Origin of the sequence: Isoalcanivorax pacificus W11-5, assembly GCF_000299335.2 — a bacterium.
Classification (GTDB): Bacteria; Pseudomonadota; Gammaproteobacteria; order Pseudomonadales; family Alcanivoracaceae; genus Isoalcanivorax; species Isoalcanivorax pacificus.
The window spans coordinates 137,156-154,849 of the sequence record NZ_CP004387.1; the positions used below are offsets into that span (position 1 = coordinate 137,156).

Genomic DNA, 17,694 nt, shown 5'->3' on the forward strand with positions numbered 1-17,694 from the left:
GAGGGCCCGGCTCATGCTGAGTGTGGTGGCGGATAACACAGATCAGACCCTGGCGCTGCCGATGAACAACGGCCAGGCGATGGCGGCGTATTTTTCGCGCCATGATGCACTGGTGGGCGGCGCGCACGCCGGGGTGTCGGTGCGCGAACGCACGCTGGCCGGGTACGGGTTGCTGCGCGCGCGGTATGGCGCCGGGAGTTGCTTCGAGGTGTCCGGGCGCAAGGACTGCCACGCGCTGTGCGTGGTGCTCTCCGGGGTCAGCAACTGGCATCATCGCGACCAGAGTCTGCAACTGAGTGCCGGGGATGTGGTGGCGCTCAACCCTGCCGACGCGTTCACCATTTCACACTGTTCGCCGGCAGAATACCTGGTCTTCAGAATGCCGTCGGCGTACCTGGAGCACAAAGCCACCGAGTATGGCTACCATGTGCCGGCACCGGGCGTGCGCTTCCGCACGGAAAAAATTGCCACCGACGATGCGTTGCGGCTGTATCACCTGCTCAGTGCCCTGCATCAGGAAGATGGTGCCAGTGTTTCCGGCGCCCAGATCATCGGCCCCTATGCGAGCATCATCGCGCACCTTGCCATCACTCGCCTGCCGAATAACCTGCGTCGCTTCCACATGACGCGCCCGGCGCTGAACCCGTTGATCGAACGGGTGCGCCGCTATGTGATAGAACATCGCACGGAAGATATCCGCGTGGAAGCGCTGGCCAGCCTGTGCCGGCTCAGCGTGAAATCGGTCTATAACCTGTTCGAGCGCGAGCTGGGCATCAGCCCGTCGCTGTATGTGCGCAACCTGAAACTGGAATTCGCGCACATTGCGCTGACGGAAAACGGACGTGCGCGCAATGTCACGGAAGTGGCGCTGGAATATGGCTTCCGCAATCTCAGCCGCTTCGCCAGTTATTACCGGGAGTGTTTCGGCGAATTGCCGTCGCAGACATTGCGCCGCACCGGGCAGCAGGCATTCAGCGGCTGAAGCCCGCCACCTTCTGGTCGGCAAAGAACGCCGGGATGCGTCGTTCCAGCCAATACTCAGGCTGGCGTGCGCTGCCGCCGACAAAGCCCACATGCCCCCCGTGCGGCTGCACATCCAGCGTCACGGCCTCGCCGATCTGATCCGGCGACGGCAGCACCTCCGGCACCATGAACGGATCATCCAGCGCGTGAATCACCAGCGTGGGTGTGCGCACGCGCGCGAGTTTCGGGCCGGCGCTGGCGCGCTGGTAATAGTCGTCCGCGTCGGCAAAGCCGTGCAGCGGGGCCACAAAGCGGTTGTCGAAATCACGGAAGCTGCCGACGCCTTCCAGTGGGCCGAGGGCGCGCAGGCGTTCGGCTTCCTCCGGGGCAAGCTGGTGCAGGTGCGCCTGTTTCAGACGCAGTTGCGTCATCAGTTCGTCGATCAGCTTGCGCCGGTAGACTTTCGAAAACCCCTGCTCCAGCCTTTCCGAGCAGGGTCCCAGCAACAGCGGCACGGAGACCGCCACGGCGGCCGGTACATACGCCGGTGTCTCGTCGGCGAGATAGTTCAGCAACCGGCTGCCGCCGACGGAATAGCCCACCATCGGAATCGACGCCTCGGGATCGGCCTGGTGCAGGTGCGCCAGTACATCGGCCACGTCATCGGTTTCACCGGCGTGGTAACCGCGAGCGAGATTGTTTGGCCGGGTGCCGGTGCCGCGTGCATTCATCACCACGCTGGGCAGGCCGAGGGTGGCGAGGTGGGCTTGCAGGCCGCGTGCATAATGCGAGTCAGCACTGCCGGACAGGCCATGAAGAATCAGCACCCGTGTCTGGCCGGGGGCGGGCGCGGGGCCGGCCCAGACCAGCCAGAGATGATCGCCGTCACGCAGCGTGACGCGTTCCTCGCGCCGGGCGAGTGGGGCGTGCCGGCGCATCAATGGCCCCCACAGGGTTTGCAGGTGCGGTGACCGGATCAGCGGGTGCGGGCTGAAGCGCATGCGGTTCAGCGGCCGAACTGCTCGCCGAAGAACAGGTTCATCATGTCGAACGCGCGGCCGGCCACTTTGGCGTTGTACTGTGCCTGGCCGGGGGAATCGGCCGTGGGGTCGGAGAAAGAGTGTACCGCGCCGCCGAAGCTGACCAGTTGCCAGTCCACATCGGCGGCACGCATTTCCTCTTCAAAGGCGGCCACCTGCCCGGCCGGGACGTACGGGTCGTCGGCACCGTGCAGCACCAGGATCGGCGTCTGGATGGCGCGGGCGTCTTCGGGGTTGGGGGTGTCCAGGTTGCCGTGGAACGACACCACGCCGTTCAGTGGTTCACCGGAGCGGGCCAGCTCCAGCACACCGCTGCCGCCGAAGCAGAAACCGACGGCGCCCAGGCGATCGGTGTCGATGCTCAGCTTTTCGCTGTCCGGAGTTTGCTGGCGCAGCACGTCCAGTGCGGCGGCGGCGCGGTGGCGCATCAGGGGCCGGTTGCTGCGCACGGCACCGGCGGCCTGGGCGGCCTGTTGCGGGTTCTGCGGGCGCACGTCGGTGCCGTACATGTCGGCCACGAACACCACATAACGGTTGCCGGCCACACGTGCGGCCTTGCGGGCGGCATCGTCGGTGGGGCCCATCCAGTTCGGGATCATCAGTAGGCCGGGCCGGGCGCCGGTCAGGCTGTCGTCATAGACCAGCATCCCTTCAAAGGGTGTGCCGTCAATGTCGTAGGCGACTTTCTTGACGACGACATCCGCCATGGCCGGGCCTCCGGTACTCAATAGGGCCAGGCTGGTGACCATGGCCGTTGCGATCTGTTTCATCTGTGTTCTCCCCACATTCTATGCCGTGGCGGTGTGTCCGGCTCAGGCATCCTGCGCGCGCCGGTAGAGCTGGGCGCGGACATCGCCGCCGGTTTTCTCCTTGATGCACTGCCAGCCGACCGGGACCTCTGGTGCCGGGTCGTGCCGGCGTGATTCCACGTAGATCAGAGCGTCTGGTGTGAGCAGCTGTGCCCCTTCCAGTGCCGCACAGGCCGGTGCCGCCAGGCCCAGATCATACGGTGGGTCGATGAACACCAGATCAAAGGGCGCCTGTGGCGGCTGCCGTGTCAGCCATGTCAGCGCGTCGGCCGCCTGGATAAAGATCCGTGTACCGAACAGCGGCTTGAGCTGCCGGGACAGGTCGGCGGCGCGTTCGCGCTTTTTTTCCACCAGCACGGCGTGGGCGGCACCGCGCGACAAGGCTTCGGCGGCCAGCACGCCCGAGCCGGCAAACAGGTCGAGCACGCGGCGATCGCGCAGCTCGAACTGCAGCCAGTTGAACAGCGTCTCGCGCATCCGGTCGCCGCTGGGCCGCAGGTCACCGCCCTGGTCGGTGAACTGCAGTTTGCGGCCGCGATGCTCGCCACCAATGATGCGCACGCTGCCCTTGCTGACGGTCATTCTGCGGTGTCCGCCGGGGTGCTGTCGTCTACCGGCGTCTCACTGGCGCGTGCCGGGTCCGGGGCGCGCGGGCCGATGCTGGCGATGGCCAGATTGTCGGGGACCAGATGACGCTGGAAGGCGTCGCGAATGTCCCCGGCGCTGACATCGCTGATCGCCTGCTGGAATTCGTCCAGGTAATCCAGTGGCAGGTCGTAGAAGCCGATGGCGCCCAGCTGGCCGACGATATCGCTGTTGGACGCGGTGGCCAGCGCGAAGCTGCCGGTGAGGTCGTCCACCGCCAGTTGCAGTTGTTCGTCCGTGGGGCCGTTGGCGACAAAGTCACTGATCAGCTCGAGTGTCAGTTTCAGCGCGGCGTCGGCGTTGTCGTTGGCGGTTTGCAGGCTCACCGTAAAGGGGCCGCCGGAGGCCATCGGCGAAATGCCGGAATACACGCCGTACACCAGCCCGCGCTTCTGCCGCACTTCGTCCATCAGGATGGCGCTGAAGCCGCCGCCGCCGAGGATATGGTTGCCGACGTACAGCGGCACGTAGTCCGGGTGGCCACGGCTGATCAGCTGATTGCCGAGCGAGATGTGTGTCTGCGACGAGGGAAAGTCGATGTGTGTGGTGTGGCGTTCGGTCAGCGTCGCCGCCACCGGCAGGCGCACGGCGCGCTCGCCCTGCGGCAGGGCGGCGCTGAGTTGCGTGGCGATATCGCGGGCCTGGTCTTCGGTGATGTCGCCGACCAGGGCGATGACGGCGTTCTGTGCGGTGTAGTAGCGCTGGTAATAGGCCACCAGGTCGTCGCGGGTGATGCCCGGCAGGCTCTCCGGCGTGCCGCCGGACGGCGTGGCATAGGGATGCTCGCCGAACAGCAGTGCGTTAAAGGCGCGGCTGAGTTGCGGGCCGGGCACCTGTTGCTGCATGCGCAGCCCTTGCAGCATCTGGGTGCGCAGGCGCGCCAGGGCGTCCTCGGGGAAGCTGGGCGCGTGCAGAACGCGGCGCATCAGTGCCAGTGCCGGGTCGCGGAACTCCGGCGCGCTCAGTGAGGTGAGTGTCAGCAGCGCCATGTCGCGGTGGCTGGAATTGCCGAAGCTGGCGCCCAGGTCTTCGAAGCCCCGGGCGATGTCGCCCACGTCCAGGCCATCGGCGCCCTGGTCGAGCATGGCGTTGGTCAGCGAAGCCAGGCCCGGCTGGCCATCGTCGCGGGCGCTGCCGGCGTCGAACAGCATGCGCACGTCCAGCATGGGCAACTGGCCGGTGTGCACGAACAGCACACGGCTGCCGCTGTCGGTCTGCCACTGCCGGATATCCAGTTGGCGGCGCCCCGGCTCGGCCTGGGTGACGGCCTCCAGGGTGGTGGGGAAAGTGCTCGCGGCAGGTTCCGGCTTCGGCGCCGGGCTGATGCCGATAAAAATAAACAGCAGCACCGCGAGGGTCAGGGCGGCGCCGATCAACAAACGATTGCGGCTCATTGTGCGGCCTCCACGGTGCTTACCTCGGGTTCAACGCGGGCCATGGCGCGGCGTGCCGGCACCAGCCAGGTGCGGGCGGCGTCGCTGACCTGTTGCGGTGTGACCTTTGCCAGTGCCTCCGCCATGTTGGCGCTCAGGCGCCAGTCCTGGCCGATCATCGCCAGGTAACCCAGCTCCATGGCCTGGCCGAACACGGAATCCTGCCCGAACACATAGCCGGACAGCACCTGCGCGCGTACCCGGTCCAGCTCCGCCTGTTCCGGCGGCGTCTCGGCGAGCTTTTGAATCTCGGCCTCGATGGCGGCCTGCAACTGGTCCAGCGTGACGCCGGGCACCGGCGTGGCGGTGACCGTGAACACGCCGTCTTCGCGGGACAGGCCCTGATAGCCGGCCCCGGCCCCGGCGGCGACGCGCTGGCCGCGCACCAGGCTGGATTCGATGCGGGCGCTGGTGCCGCCGTCGAGCACCCCGGCGAGCATGTTCAATATGTAGTAGGTCTGCGGGTCTTCGGCGGTGGCCAGCGAGGGCACATTCCAGCCCAGGTACAGCGAGGGCACCTGCACCGGCAGGACCAGGTCCAGGCGGCGGTCGCCGGCCGGGTCGGCCATTTTCGGGGTCGGGCGGAACGGCACGTCACGGGCCGGGATCGGGCCGAAGAACTGTTTGACCAGAGGCTCGACCTGCTCGCGGGTCACGTCGCCGGCGATCACCAGCACGGCGTTGCCGGGTGTGTACCACTGCTGGTACCAGTCCATGGCGCGTTGCGGTTGATACTGTTCGATCTCGCGACGCCAGCCGATCACCGGGTGGGCATAGCCGGTGCCGGGACGCAGGATGCCGCTGAATTTTTCCCAGGCCAGCGCGTTGGGGTTGTCGTCGGTGCGCTGGCGGCGTTCTTCCAGCACCACCTGCACTTCGCGGCTGAATTCTTCCGGGTCGATGCGCAGGTGGGCCATGCGCTCGGCTTCCAGCTCCAGTGCCAGCGGCAACCGGCTGGCTTCGTAGGTCTGGTAATAGGCGGTGTATTCGTAGGAGGTGAAGGCGTTGGTCTGGCCGCCGAAGCGCGACACCAGCGCGGCATAGTCGCCGGGGGTGAGGTGCTCGGTGTCCTTGAACATCATGTGTTCGAGCATGTGGCTCATGCCGGTCATGCCCGCCGGTTCGTCGATGCTGCCGACGCGGTACCAGATCATCACGGTGGCGACCGGTGCGCGGTGGTCCTCGCGTACCAGGACCGTGAGACCGTTATCCAGCGTGAATTCGTGGGTGGGCGGCAGTTCTTCTGCCAGCAGGCTGGTGCTGAACAGCGTCAGCAGCAGCGAGAGCACGATACGCATTGCGATCCCCTTCGCGGCGCCGCAGCGTGCTGTGGCGCGTTTCTATGGTTGGTGCGGGATGATAGGATAGCCCGGCGCCGGACGCACATCCCGACAGCCTGCCCCTGGCCGGCTGACTACCCACGGAAAGACCTGTAATGACCGACGAAGTTTCCCGACCCGATCCGGACCACCAGGACGATCAGCACGATAAATCCGACAAGGGCCGTGGCGGCCTGTTCTCGCGTATGTTCCGCCGCCCGGCGGAGGAACTGCCCGCCGAGCCGGTCGCCGCCCCCCCCGCCGAGCCTGCGCCGGTGGACGACGACAGCAGCAGCGGCGAGAGTTTCTGGGCCCGCATGAAGCTCGGCCTGGGCAAGACCCGCCAGAGCCTGGGCAAGGGCCTGGCCGACCTGCTGGTGGGCGCCAAGGAAATCGACGACGAGATTTTCGAAGAGATCGAGACCCAGTTGCTGGTCGCCGATGTCGGCGTGGAAGCCACCGATACCATCATCCAGTCGCTGACCGAACGTGTCGGCCGCAAAGAGCTGGTGGACGCCGATGCGCTCTACGAAGCGTTGCAGGAAGAGCTGCGCAAATTGCTGGTGCCGGTCAACCAGCCGCTGGTGATCGCACCGGACAGGAAGCCCTACGTCATCCTGATGGTCGGCGTAAACGGCGTCGGCAAGACCACCACCATCGGCAAGCTGGCCAAGCGTTTCCGCAACGAAGGCAAGTCCGTGATGCTGGCGGCGGGCGATACGTTCCGCGCCGCTGCCGTGGAACAGCTCCAGGTCTGGGGCGAGCGCAACGACATTCCCGTGATTGCCCAGCACACCGGTGCGGATTCCGCCTCGGTGGTGTTCGACGGCGTGCAGGCGGCGCAGAGCCGTGGCGTGGACGTGCTGATCGCCGACACCGCCGGCCGCCTGCACACCCGCACCAACCTGATGGACGAACTGGCCAAGGTCGTGCGGGTGATGAAAAAACTGATTCCCGACGCTCCGCACGAAGTGCTGCTGGTGCTGGATGCCGGCACCGGCCAGAACGCCATCAACCAGGCGCTGGAATTCCGTCAGGCCGTAGGCGTCACCGGCCTGGCGCTGACCAAGCTCGACGGCACCGCCAAGGGCGGCATCCTGTTTGCCCTGGCCAAGCGTACCGGGCTGCCGATCCGCTTTATCGGTGTCGGTGAAAAACTCGAAGACCTGCGTCCGTTCAACGCCGAGGATTTTGTCCAGGCCCTGTTTGAAGATGTTGCCGGCCGCTGAGCCGAAGCAAGAGGCGTTTGATGATCCAGCTGGATCGTGTCAGCAAGCGGTACCCCATTCCCGGTGGCGGCGGCAAGGACGCACTGCGTCAGGTGTCCCTGCACCTGCCGGCCGGCGAGCTGACCTTCCTCACCGGGCATTCCGGCGCCGGCAAGAGCACCCTGCTGAAGCTGATCATGATGATCGAGCGGCCGACCTCCGGCGACATCATTGTCGACGGCCTGCCGCTGAACCGCATCGGCAGCGGCGGTATTCCGCTGCTGCGGCGCAAGATCGGCATGGTGCACCAGAACCACCAGTTGCTGTTTGATCGCAGCGTCTACGACAACGTCGCCCTGCCCCTGATCATCGCCGGTTTCCCGCGCGCGGAGATCGGCAAGCGCGTGCGCGCGGCGCTGGACAAAGTGGGCCTGCTGGACAAGGAAAAACTCAATCCGGTAATGCTCTCCGGCGGTGAACAGCAGCGCATCGGCATTGCCCGCGCGGTGGTCAACAAGCCGCCGCTGCTGCTGGCGGACGAGCCCACCGGCAACCTGGACCCGGCGTTGTCCGCCGAGATCATGGACCTGTTCCAGGACTTCGCCCGTGTCGGCGTGGCGGTGCTGATCGCCACCCACGACCTGTCACTGATTGCCCGCTACCAGCACCGGCTGCTGAGCCTGCGCGAAGGGCGCCTGATCGCCGACCGTGGGGAGGATGCCCATGGCGCGTAACGCCACCCCGCTGAAGCCGCGCCGGCAGGCCCCGCCGCCGGCACCGAAACCCCGTGCCGGCGCCCGCGCCACGCGCAGCGCCTGGCATCATCGCTTCGAGGCCTGGCGCCTGCACCACCGCGATTCCGCCGTGGACGCGCTGCGGCGCATGCGTGCCACACCGGCCGCCACCGCCATGACGGTGCTGGTGATCGCCATTGCCCTGGCCCTGCCGGCCGGCATCACCGTGCTGCTGGAAAACGCCCGCGCAGCGACCCAGGGCTGGGACGGCAATGCCCACCTGTCGGTGTTCCTGAAACGCGATACCGACAGCAGCCGACAGCAGGCGCTGGCCAACACCTGGGGCGCGCGCGCCGATGTGGAACGGGTGCAGGTGGTGACGCGCGAGCAGGCGCTGGCGGAATTCCGCACACTGTCCGGCTTCGGCGAAGTGCTCGACGCCCTGCCCGACAACCCGCTGCCACCGCTGGTCATGGTGTTCCCCCGCGACACCACGCCGGTGGCGCTGGAAACCCTGCAAAAGCAGCTCGGCGAGGCCCGCGAAGTCGATCTCGTGCAACTCGATGTGCAATGGGTCAAACGTTTGCACGCCATGCTGGAGCTGGCCGGCCGCATCGTCGGCGCCCTCACCCTGGCGCTGGCGCTGGCCGTGGTGCTGGTGGTGGTGAACACCATCCGGCTGGCGATCGAGAGCCGCCGCGAGGAAATCGTGGTGGTGAAGATCGTCGGTGGCACCGATGGCTTCGTGCGCCGCCCCTTCCTCTATACCGGCTTCTGGTACGGCCTGGCCGGTGGTCTGGTGGCCGTGCTGCTGGTCCAGATCGCCCTGCTGTGGATCGGCTCGCCGGTGGATCAGCTCACGGCACTGTATGAAAGTGAGTATTCGCTAATCGGCATGGGCTGGATCAATGCGGGAGTGCTGCCCCTGTTCGCCGGCCTGCTTGGCCTGATGGGCGCCTGGCTCGCCGTCTCCCGCCATCTCCAGGATGTCGACCCCCACCTCCTCTGAAGGGCCGGCCCGCTCGCCCATAGCGCCCGCCTTTCGCAGGAACCAATTCCCCCTTTAGCACTCCAACGCAGCGAGTGCTAATATCGACCTCAGCTCCAATGACTGGGAGAACGGGAACATGACCACACAACTGCAAAAGCTGGAAGCTCAGGCCCTGCAACTGAACGTGCCCGGCGCCAGCCTGGATAGCTACATCCAGGCGGTGAACGCCGTGCCGGTGCTCAGTGCCGAGGCCGAGCGCGAGCTCGCGGAGCGGTTGTTCTACGAAGAAGACCTGGATGCAGCGCGCAGCCTGGTGCTCTCGCACCTGCGTTTCGTGGTGCATATTGCACGCAGCTACACCGGCTACGGCCTGCCCTTGGGCGATCTGATCCAGGAAGGCAACGTCGGCCTGATGAAAGCCGTGCGCCGCTTTGACCCGAACGTGGGCGTGCGGCTGGTGAGCTTCGCGGTGCACTGGATCAAGGCCGAGATTCACGAATTCGTGCTGAAAAACTGGCGCATCGTGAAAGTGGCCACCACCAAGTCCCAGCGCAAGCTGTTCTTCAACCTGCGCGGCGCCAAAAAGCGCCTGGGCCGCCTGACGCTGGAAGAATCCCAGCGCGTGGCCGACGACCTGGGTGTGAGCCTGAAGGACGTGCAGGAAATGGAAGGCCGTCTGGCCGCGTTCGATGCCTCCTTTGACGGCCCGATGGACGATGACGAAGACAGCACCATCGTTGCCCCGGCGCAGTATCTGCAAGCCGACGGCGGCGACCCGGCCGACATTTTGGCCGAGAGCGACTGGCAGCAGCAGAGCAGCCGTCGCCTGGGCGCTGCCCTGCAAAGCCTGGACGACCGCAGCCGCGACATTCTCGAACGCCGCTGGCTGGCGGACGACAAGACCACGCTGCAGGATCTGGCCAATGAATATGGCGTCTCCGCCGAGCGTATCCGGCAACTTGAAAATGCCGCCATCGGCAAATTGCGCAACGCCATGATCGCCTGATTTTCAGGTAACATAAGCGCCGCCTCCGGGCGGCGTTTTTGTATGGGAAACGGGCCGCCCGTACGTCTTGAAGGTGATCCCCCAGACAGGAGCCGCCCCGACCATGAAAGCCTTGCTCGTCCTTGGTGCCCTCAACGCCGCCCTCGCCGTGATCTGCGGCGCCTTTGGTGCCCACGGCCTGAAAGCGCGGGTGGATGCCGCCCTGCTGGACACCTGGGCCACGGCCAGCGAGTACCATTTCTATCACGCCCTGGGCCTGCTGCTGGTGGGTGTGCTGGCAAAACAGTTCGGCAGCACCGGCATGGTGACGGCGGGCTGGATCCTGTTCGCCGGCATGCTGGTGTTCAGTGGCAGCCTGTATGTGCTGGTGCTCAGCGGCCAGCGCTGGCTGGGCGCCGTGACACCGCTGGGTGGCACCGCGCTGATCATTGGCTGGCTGTGGCTGGCCTGGTCACTCTACAAGGCGGCCTGACCCACCCTGTGAGGCTGATGAGCCAGGACGTTTTATTCCATTCACCCCAACCATTGAGCAGGATCATGCAGCTTCAGGTAAACGGTGACAGTCTTGAGTTCGATGGCCGCACCATCAGTGATCTGCTGGCGCGGCTGGAGATTCATGGCCGCCGCCTGGCGGTGGAAGTGAACCGCGACATCATCCCGAAAAGCGAACACGCCGACTTTGCGCTCAGCGACGGCGATATCGTCGAAATTGTTCATGCCATCGGTGGCGGCTGAACCGCCATCGTCATCAGGAGAGACCATGACCCCAGATACCTTCGAAATCGCGGGCCGCAGCTATCAATCCCGGCTGCTGATCGGCACCGGCAAATACAAGGATTTCGAGGAAACCCGCGCGGCCATCGAAATGAGCGGCGCGGAGATCGTGACGGTGGCGATCCGCCGCACGAACATTGGCCAGGATGCCAACGAGCCGAACCTGCTGGATTTCATCTCGCCGGACAAATACACCATCCTGCCGAACACCGCCGGCTGCTACACCGCCGTCGATGCCGTGCGCACCTGCAAGCTGGCACGCGAACTGCTGGACGGCCATGACCTGGTGAAGCTGGAAGTGCTGGGCGACCAGAAAACCCTGTACCCGGAAATGCGCGAAACCCTGCTCGCTGCTGAAGAACTGGTGAACGACGGCTTCAAGGTGATGGTCTACACCAACGACGATCCGATTGCGGCAAAGAAATTCGAAGAGATGGGCTGCGTGGCGGTGATGCCGCTGGGGTCACTGATCGGCTCTGGTCTCGGTATTCTCAACCCGCACAATATTCGCATCATTCTCGAAGAAGCGAAGGTGCCGATCATCGTCGATGCCGGCGTGGGCACCGCCAGCGATGCGGCACTGGCGATGGAGCTGGGTTGTGAAGGCGTGTTGATGAATTCCGCCGTGGCGCATGCGAAAAACCCGGTGTTGATGGCCAGTGCCATGAAAAAGGCCATCGAAGCCGGCCGCGAAGCGTTTCTTGCCGGACGCATGGAGAAAAAGGCCTACGCCAGTGCGTCCTCGCCGCTGGGCGGTCTGTCCCGCTGAGTCACTTCAAGCGCGCCCGGATCAGTGCGCTGAGCCGGGTGTCGTCCCAGCTTTCGAGCGCCAGCACTGCGGCCTAAGGATTGCCCGGCAGCCCTAAGACGGTGGCAATGGCTGGCTCGGTCTTCAGGCCCTGCTGTCGACAGGTCGGCACGGCGATTTGCAGTGACGCGCCGCCAAGGCGGGACAGGCGTTCCATGACGCGGTAATGCCGCACGGCAAGCTGCTTCGCAGGCGGCACAGACAAATCGTAAATCTCAAACACGAATCCCTAGCTGTGAAAGCAGGCTGCGACATGTGCCGGGCGCCGGTATGACTCGAAGCCTTCCATCTTGTTAAAGTCTACACTTACCTCATGCAGAAAATGATCCAGATCGGTACAGGTTCAGATCACGTCAATGTCGCTGTGTGCCACATCGAAATGTACGAACAGTATGCTGACAATTCTCAGCTGATAGCAGGCGAAGCGCTTTGATATACCTGTTCTCTCAATGATCTGGTGGACACTTTTTATTAATAAAGAAAGTCATAGATCGGCTATGGCGTCGTGCAGATCATTTTCATGCACAATAAGAATCGTATGGCCTTCCTTACGAAGCTTTACTGCTTGCTCAACTTTCCGGCCATAGCAAGCAAATGCCCAGCATGGGTTTCCCTCTGCGCCAACAATGAGATACTGCACTTTTTTGCTTACCCCATTCGCCGTCTTGCCGCCGAGTTCCTGAATGAGGCTATAGAGTTGCTTGCGCGAATAGCGATGCGATGCTCCGGTGAGGCAGAATACACTTCCCTGAAATGAGATATCTGGACAAACGGCGCACAGGCCAGTCAAAGTGCTGCCTTCAGCAACCGGAGGCATGGTAACAGTCCGATTGTCCAATATTGCTATGAACTCACCGAAGAACTGCATAAGCAGAGCATGTTCCTCCGGGTCTATCAGTTTGTCTGCGAGTACACTGGTGATGAGAGTATCAATTTCGTCATAAGGCCAGCAGCGACGCAGATGCTCGTGTTTCTGTAGCCATTTGGAGAGACCACGTAATTCTTCCACGGAGATTTGGCCGTCAGAAGCAATGCCTGCGATCATCGCGTGCAGGCGCTGCATGTCTGTGGTGACTGAATCAAAGTACCTTTCGGAAAGGAGTTGGTCGCATAGCCACAAAATGTCGGCCTGTTCTTCATTGGTCAGGACGCCGTCTGTGATCGCGCTCTCTACAACAGGAAAGAGTTCATTAAACGGATGCTTGCTGGAATAGCGGCGATGCTCATCAAGCCACATGTGAAGAAATTGCAACTCGTGGGCGTTAATAAGTCTATCGATAGCTATGCCTTCGATCAGTCCTTTTAAGGAGTTAATGGCCTTCTCGATCTCTGCCTTCCCGGCGTAACGTCGATAAGGGGCGTGTTCCAGCATGATTGCCTCCAATATGATGTAATGATTTGTTTTTACTGTGATTTATTATGTGTGGCCTTGTTCGCGCGCAGTATGATGAGCACGCGGACCGTGTAGAGCTGACATGAAAGTATCAGATGTAGATTAAGATGAAATATTAGTGCCGGGCAATATGGTGCCCATTTTACTTTAATAGGTAGAATGGCCTTCTCGGACAGGCAAGTGGAAGCATTCTCCATGAAGTATGTTTTTCTTCTTCTTATAATGCTGGCCTCGTCTGGCCAGGCGCAAACTTGGCGTGAATCTCAAGAAGTGGCGAAGTTGTTTGATGAAGCCGGTCTAGATGGCACGTTTGTCGTGCTTGACCCACAGGCCGACACACTCACCGGCCATGATGAAGCCAGGGCACACACCCGCTTTATTCCCGCCTCGACCTTCAAGATTCCCAACAGCCTGATCGGCCTTGCCAGCGGTGCGGTGGCCAGTGCTGACGAAGTGCTGCCCTACGGTGGCCAGCCGCAACCGTTTCCGCAATGGGAAAAGGACATGTCGCTGCGCGAGGCCATTCCCATCTCCAACGTGCCGATCTATCAGGAGCTGGCGCGGCGTATCGGATTGTCGCGCATGCAGGAATATGTCACGCGGCTGGGTTACGGTAATGCTGACATCGGCACGCAGGTAGACCAGTTCTGGTTGCAGGGTCCGTTGAAAATCAGCGCCGTTGAGCAGACCCAATTCCTGTATCGACTGACGCAGGGGGCGCTGCCAGTGCCGCCGACGGTTCAGGCCACGGTGCGCGAGATGGTGTTGCTGGAACAGGGCGACGGCTGGGCGCTGTACGGCAAGACCGGCTGGGCCATGGGCCAGGACCCGGAAGTGGCCTGGTGGGTGGGCTGGGTCACGCGCGGTGATGCGGTGTATCCGTTTGCACTGAACATCACCGTGCGTGACACCAAGGATGGCGAAAAACGTATTCCTACCGGCAAGGCGGCGCTGCGGGCGCTGGGCATTCTGCCTGCGCCCTGAGCGATCAGACCGGGCTTCTGTCCACTTCGAAATACTCGAACAGGCGATCCAGCACCGAACGCAACAAGCCGGCCTGAAGGATCAGGCGAGCCATCAGTTCGGCCAGCGCGTCGTCGTCGCGCAGGTTGTCCAGGTTTTCCTGCACCAGATCCAGCGGCTTGATGCGCTTGAATTGCAGGTCTTCGGTCACGTCGAATTCGAATTCGTCGTTCCAGCACAGGTTCAGTTTGACGGCCTGCATGTCGGTGTCGAGCAGCTTGAGGATTTCCTCTCGGCTGAGGTCCATGGCGGTGAAGCGCACGCTGGCACCTTCGTCGCCGGTGCCTTTGAGTTCGCAGCGGTCGCCAAGGGTAAAGCCGGCGGGCAACTGCGCGGGCTCCTTCAACCACTGGCTCATGGCAGTGGCCGGCGAGTGATTGGCGGTGGGGCGTTTCACCGGCAGTGAACCCACCGCCTTGCGCAGCATGGCAATCGCCTGCTCGGCACGGGCTTCCGATCCGCTGTCGATCAGCACGCGATGATGACGCATGTCGATCAGCACGGTAGTGCGGCGTGAGCGCGTGAAGGCGCGCGGCATCAGCTCGAAGGTGATCTGGTCCTTGAGCTCGGCGCGCTCTTTGCGGCCGGGTTTGCGGCCCTGTTCTGCCTCGATGGCCTGGACACGTTCATCCAGTTCTTCTTTCACCACCGGCCCGGGCAGCAGGCGTGTGGTTTCCTGATAGACACAATAGATCAGCCCTTCTTCCGCGTGCAGCATGGCGGCGTGGTCTTTCAGTGGCGGCACGAAGCCTTCCACGCTCAGTGTCTGCTGGGTGATTTTCGGGCATTGCGCGGCGGCGAGGTATTCCTCCAGCTCGGCCGCGCTCCAGGTAAAGGGTTCGGCGCTCTGGTAAACGCAGAGGTTCTTGATCCACATAAAGGCTGTATCCGAATGACGAGGCGGGCACCTTATCGGAGCATGCCGGCGGGCTCAAGGCGGGTGGCGTAAATTTAAAATGCGCTGCGGGCGGGCACATCGGCGGGCAGCGCAAGGCGGCGCCCGCCGATGCTCCGGGGTGGATCAAAGCAGGGCGCGGGCACCCAGGCCCAGCACACCCAGAATCACCGCCCACTTGCCTACGGTGTAGACGGTGCGATTGCGTTTCTTGATGCGCTTCAACCAGTTCTTGTACGCCAGCACATACTTGCCGACACGGTTGCCGATGCCGCTGTAGCGCGTGTCCAGGTTGTCCACGGCGAACAGCCGGTTGAACAGCCAGCCAAAGCCGTAATAAACGCGCTGTACCAGACGGCTGTGCATCGGGCGGTCCACGTCGGTCATCAAAATGATGCGCGGTGTGTCGGTGTTGTTGTAGGCGTGGTGCAGATAGGTTTCGTCGAAGATGATGCTGTCGCCATCGCGCCAGACGTAGTCGGCATCGTTGACGAACAGGCCGCAGCCGGGATCGTTCGGTGTGCTCAGGCCCAGTGAATAGCGCAGCGTGTAGGCGAACGGGTCGTGGTGCTTGTTCAGCTTTTTGCCCGGCATCAGTACCGCGAACAGTGCGATATTCATGTAGGGCACCTGCTCGATCAGCGCCAGCGTCTTCGGCGCCAGTTCGCGCGCGGAGGGAATGTCGTTGTCGTACAGCTTGAGGTAAAAGCTCTTCCAGCGGTTGTCCTTGTAAAAGGAACTGGCCGGCAGGTCTTCCTTGGTGGCGATATGGCCGTGGGCGTACAGCGCCAGGGCTTCGTCGCGGATCACTTCCCAGTTGTCATTGAGGATTTTCAGCTCAGGAAAATGCTCGTGCCCCACGCGCGGCGTGGTCGGCACCTTCGACAGCAGATAGGCAGGCAGATTGAACGGCACCATGAAGGTGGAGAAATCGGTCAGCTGGCGCTTCAGGTTGAGCGTATTCGCACAACGCCAGTGAATGAACAGAATCGAGCCGATATAGATAGCCAGTGCGGCCAGGATGACGGACATAACCTGGAGAAACCTCCCCCTGTGCATACGATGCGCGCGGCATCGTACTGCCTATGCCCGCGGCCCCCTGTCTGCGCCGGGCGGGAAACGGGCCGGGCGAGACAGGGCGAAGAATAGCCTGAGCACTCCAGTGCAGAAAGAGTCAGATGGGGTCAGCCACCGAGAATCCGGTACGGGCCACCCCGTTCCAGTGCGCGCTGGTAGGCAGGCCGGTCGTGGATGCGGGACAGGAACGCCGTCAGGGCCGGGTAGCGGTCGCCGCCGGCGCGGGTGGCGGCGGCTTCCAGCGGGAAGCTCATCTGGATATCGGCGGCGCTGAAATCGTCGCCGGCGAACCAGGTCTGCTTGCCCAGGTGTGCCTCCAGCATGGCCAGGTGATCAATGATCTGTGGTTGCAGGAAGCTGCTGCGCACCTTGCCGCACAGGGCGCGGGCGATGGGCCGGGCGAAGAACGGCATGGGCGATTTCGGGATGCGGGTGAACACCAGCGACATCACCATCAGCGGCATCAGCGAGCCTTCGGCGTAGTGCATGAAGTAGCGGTAATCCAGCCCGGCGGGGCTGTCCGGGGCGGGGGCGAGCTGGCCGCCGGTCTTCGCCACCAGATATTCGATGATGGCGCCGGATTCGGCGATCGTGCGGCCTTCGTCCGTGATCACCGGCGATTTGCCCAGGGGGTGCACGGCCTTGAGCTCGGCTGGCGCGAGCATGGTTTTCGGGTCGCGGGCGTAGCGTTTCACCTCATAGGGCAGCCCGAGCTCTTCAAGCAGCCACAGGACACGTTGTGAGCGTGAATTTTCCAGGTGATGAACGGTGATCATGGGGGCTCCTGTTGGCGCTGTTACGGCGTGGCGCCTAGAATGGCGCCCTTCTGAGAGCGGGACGACGCTGAACCATGCTTGATTTCATCAGACAGGACAAGGACCCCGTCACCGGCCGGGTGATGCGCAAAGTGCGCAGCTTCGTACTGCGTGAAGGGCGCCTGACCCTTGGTCAGCAGAAGGCGCTGGACACTCTCTGGCCGGTCTACGGCCTTGAGCGTGACCAGGGCATGCTGGACCCGCAGGCGGTATTCGGCCGCGATGCCCCCCGGGTGCTGGAAATCGGCTATGGCATGGGCGCGTCACTGGCGGCGATGGCCGAGGCAGCGCCGGAGCAGGATTTTATCGGCATCGAGGTGCACCGCCCCGGCGTCGGCGCGCTGCTGATGGAGATCGAGGGGCGCGGCCTGCGCAATCTGCGCAGCTATTGCGATGACGCGGTGGAGATTCTTGAACTGTGCATCCCCGATGGCAGCCTGGCGCGAGTGCAGCTTTACTTCCCCGACCCCTGGCACAAGAAAAAGCACCACAAACGCCGCATTGTGCAGCCGGCATTTATCGATCTGGTGCGCCGCAAGCTGACGCCCGATGGTGTGTTTCACCTGGCCACCGACTGGGAAGACTACGCCGTGCATATGCTCGAGCACATGGAAGCGGCCAGCGGCTGGACCAATATGGCCGGTGCCGGCGTTTACTCGGAGCGGCCCGTCTGGCGCCCGGAAACCAAGTTCGAGCGTCGCGGTGCGCGGCTCGGCCATGGCGTCTGGGACCTGCTTTATACCCGTGCCGGCTGAACAGAG

General features: G+C 63.4%; 20 protein-coding genes. 10 read left to right on the top strand and 10 right to left on the bottom strand.

Features of this window, described 5'->3' with window-relative positions; genetic code table 11:
• The first annotated feature begins 13 nt into the window (after positions 1–13).
• Complete coding sequence (locus S7S_RS18660; protein WP_008739158.1) at positions 14–982, top strand: AraC family transcriptional regulator; 969 nt, start codon at positions 14–16, stop codon at positions 980–982.
• On the opposite strand, the gene S7S_RS00640 is transcribed toward S7S_RS18660, so the two are convergent.
• Genes S7S_RS00640 through S7S_RS00660 form a run of 5 tightly spaced genes read right to left on the bottom strand, consistent with a single transcriptional unit; the run spans position 972 to position 6,188 of the window.
• Positions 972–1,964 carry a hydrolase gene (locus tag S7S_RS00640; protein WP_008739159.1) on the bottom strand — a complete coding sequence of 331 codons (993 nt, stop codon included), beginning with the start codon at positions 1,962–1,964 and terminating at the stop codon, positions 972–974. The genes S7S_RS18660 and S7S_RS00640 overlap by 11 nt on opposite strands.
• Positions 1,965–1,969: 5 nt before the next feature.
• Positions 1,970–2,773: a dienelactone hydrolase family protein gene (locus tag S7S_RS00645; RefSeq protein WP_008739160.1), complete on the bottom strand. Its 804-nt coding sequence runs from the start codon at positions 2,771–2,773 to the stop codon at positions 1,970–1,972.
• 42 nt (positions 2,774–2,815) lie between these two features.
• A complete protein-coding gene (rsmD, locus tag S7S_RS00650) occupies positions 2,816–3,394 on the bottom strand; it encodes a 16S rRNA (guanine(966)-N(2))-methyltransferase RsmD (RefSeq protein WP_008739162.1) in 579 nt (192 codons plus the stop codon).
• Positions 3,391–4,851 carry a M16 family metallopeptidase gene (locus S7S_RS00655; RefSeq protein WP_041025836.1) on the bottom strand — a complete coding sequence of 487 codons (1,461 nt, stop codon included), beginning with the start codon at positions 4,849–4,851 and terminating at the stop codon, positions 3,391–3,393. The genes rsmD and S7S_RS00655 overlap by 4 nt, the downstream gene beginning before the upstream one ends.
• Complete coding sequence (locus S7S_RS00660) at positions 4,848–6,188, bottom strand: M16 family metallopeptidase (RefSeq protein ID WP_008739164.1); 1,341 nt, start codon at positions 6,186–6,188, stop codon at positions 4,848–4,850. The genes S7S_RS00655 and S7S_RS00660 overlap by 4 nt, the downstream gene beginning before the upstream one ends.
• A 137-nt stretch (positions 6,189–6,325) precedes the next feature.
• On the opposite strand from S7S_RS00660, the gene ftsY reads away from it, so the two are divergent.
• The 7 genes from ftsY to S7S_RS00695 all read left to right on the top strand — a co-directional run bounded on the left by ftsY (position 6,326) and on the right by S7S_RS00695 (position 11,691).
• Positions 6,326–7,438 carry a signal recognition particle-docking protein FtsY gene (gene ftsY, locus S7S_RS00665; protein WP_008739165.1) on the top strand — a complete coding sequence of 371 codons (1,113 nt, stop codon included), beginning with the start codon at positions 6,326–6,328 and terminating at the stop codon, positions 7,436–7,438.
• 20 nt (positions 7,439–7,458) lie between these two features.
• Positions 7,459–8,151 carry a cell division ATP-binding protein FtsE gene (gene ftsE / locus S7S_RS00670; protein ID WP_041025837.1) on the top strand — a complete coding sequence of 231 codons (693 nt, stop codon included), beginning with the start codon at positions 7,459–7,461 and terminating at the stop codon, positions 8,149–8,151.
• Positions 8,141–9,160 carry a permease-like cell division protein FtsX gene (ftsX, locus tag S7S_RS00675; RefSeq protein WP_008739166.1) on the top strand — a complete coding sequence of 340 codons (1,020 nt, stop codon included), beginning with the start codon at positions 8,141–8,143 and terminating at the stop codon, positions 9,158–9,160. Before ftsE ends, ftsX begins: the two co-directional genes overlap by 11 nt.
• Before the next feature lie 118 nt (positions 9,161–9,278).
• Entirely contained in the window at positions 9,279–10,148 is an 870-nt protein-coding gene (gene rpoH / locus S7S_RS00680) for an RNA polymerase sigma factor RpoH (RefSeq protein ID WP_008739167.1), read from the top strand.
• A 103-nt stretch (positions 10,149–10,251) separates the two neighbouring features.
• Positions 10,252–10,620, top strand: coding sequence for a DUF423 domain-containing protein (locus tag S7S_RS00685; protein WP_008739178.1), 369 nt, complete (start codon positions 10,252–10,254; stop codon positions 10,618–10,620).
• Between the two features lie 65 nt (positions 10,621–10,685).
• Entirely contained in the window at positions 10,686–10,883 is a 198-nt protein-coding gene (gene thiS, locus S7S_RS00690; protein ID WP_008739179.1) for a sulfur carrier protein ThiS, read from the top strand.
• Between the two features lie 25 nt (positions 10,884–10,908).
• Entirely contained in the window at positions 10,909–11,691 is a 783-nt protein-coding gene (locus tag S7S_RS00695) for a thiazole synthase (protein WP_008739180.1), read from the top strand.
• 73 nt (positions 11,692–11,764) lie between these two features.
• Here the strand turns inward: S7S_RS00695 and S7S_RS00700 are convergent, their stop codons facing one another.
• Both S7S_RS00700 and S7S_RS00705 read right to left on the bottom strand, forming a co-directional pair.
• The gene (locus S7S_RS00700; RefSeq protein WP_008739181.1) at positions 11,765–11,953 is read right to left on the bottom strand and encodes a DUF4269 domain-containing protein; all 189 of its coding nucleotides are present in this window, start codon (positions 11,951–11,953) and stop codon (positions 11,765–11,767) included.
• Positions 11,954–12,214: 261 nt separating this feature from the next.
• Positions 12,215–13,102: a BRCT domain-containing protein gene (locus tag S7S_RS00705; protein WP_008739182.1), complete on the bottom strand. Its 888-nt coding sequence runs from the start codon at positions 13,100–13,102 to the stop codon at positions 12,215–12,217.
• 216 nt (positions 13,103–13,318) lie between these two features.
• Here S7S_RS00705 and blaOXA point away from each other — a divergent pair, with 216 nt between their 5' ends.
• Positions 13,319–14,107, top strand: a complete 789-nt coding sequence (blaOXA, locus tag S7S_RS00710) for a class D beta-lactamase (RefSeq protein WP_035205588.1) — start codon at positions 13,319–13,321, stop codon at positions 14,105–14,107.
• A 4-nt stretch (positions 14,108–14,111) separates the two neighbouring features.
• On the opposite strand, the gene S7S_RS00715 is transcribed toward blaOXA, so the two are convergent.
• The 3 genes from S7S_RS00715 to S7S_RS00725 form a co-directional block, all read right to left on the bottom strand.
• Positions 14,112–15,023: a recombination-associated protein RdgC gene (locus S7S_RS00715; RefSeq protein WP_008739186.1), complete on the bottom strand. Its 912-nt coding sequence runs from the start codon at positions 15,021–15,023 to the stop codon at positions 14,112–14,114.
• Between the two features lie 144 nt (positions 15,024–15,167).
• On the bottom strand, positions 15,168–16,073 hold the full coding sequence (locus tag S7S_RS00720) for an aspartyl/asparaginyl beta-hydroxylase domain-containing protein (RefSeq protein WP_008739187.1): 906 nt from the start codon (positions 16,071–16,073) through the stop codon (positions 15,168–15,170).
• Positions 16,074–16,225: 152 nt separating this feature from the next.
• Positions 16,226–16,894: a glutathione S-transferase family protein gene (locus S7S_RS00725; protein ID WP_008739188.1), complete on the bottom strand. Its 669-nt coding sequence runs from the start codon at positions 16,892–16,894 to the stop codon at positions 16,226–16,228.
• A gap of 74 nt (positions 16,895–16,968) precedes the next feature.
• Between S7S_RS00725 and trmB the strand changes: the two genes are divergently transcribed.
• Positions 16,969–17,688, top strand: a complete 720-nt coding sequence (gene trmB / locus S7S_RS00730; protein WP_008739189.1) for a tRNA (guanosine(46)-N7)-methyltransferase TrmB — start codon at positions 16,969–16,971, stop codon at positions 17,686–17,688.
• The last annotated feature ends 6 nt before the right edge of the window (positions 17,689–17,694 follow it).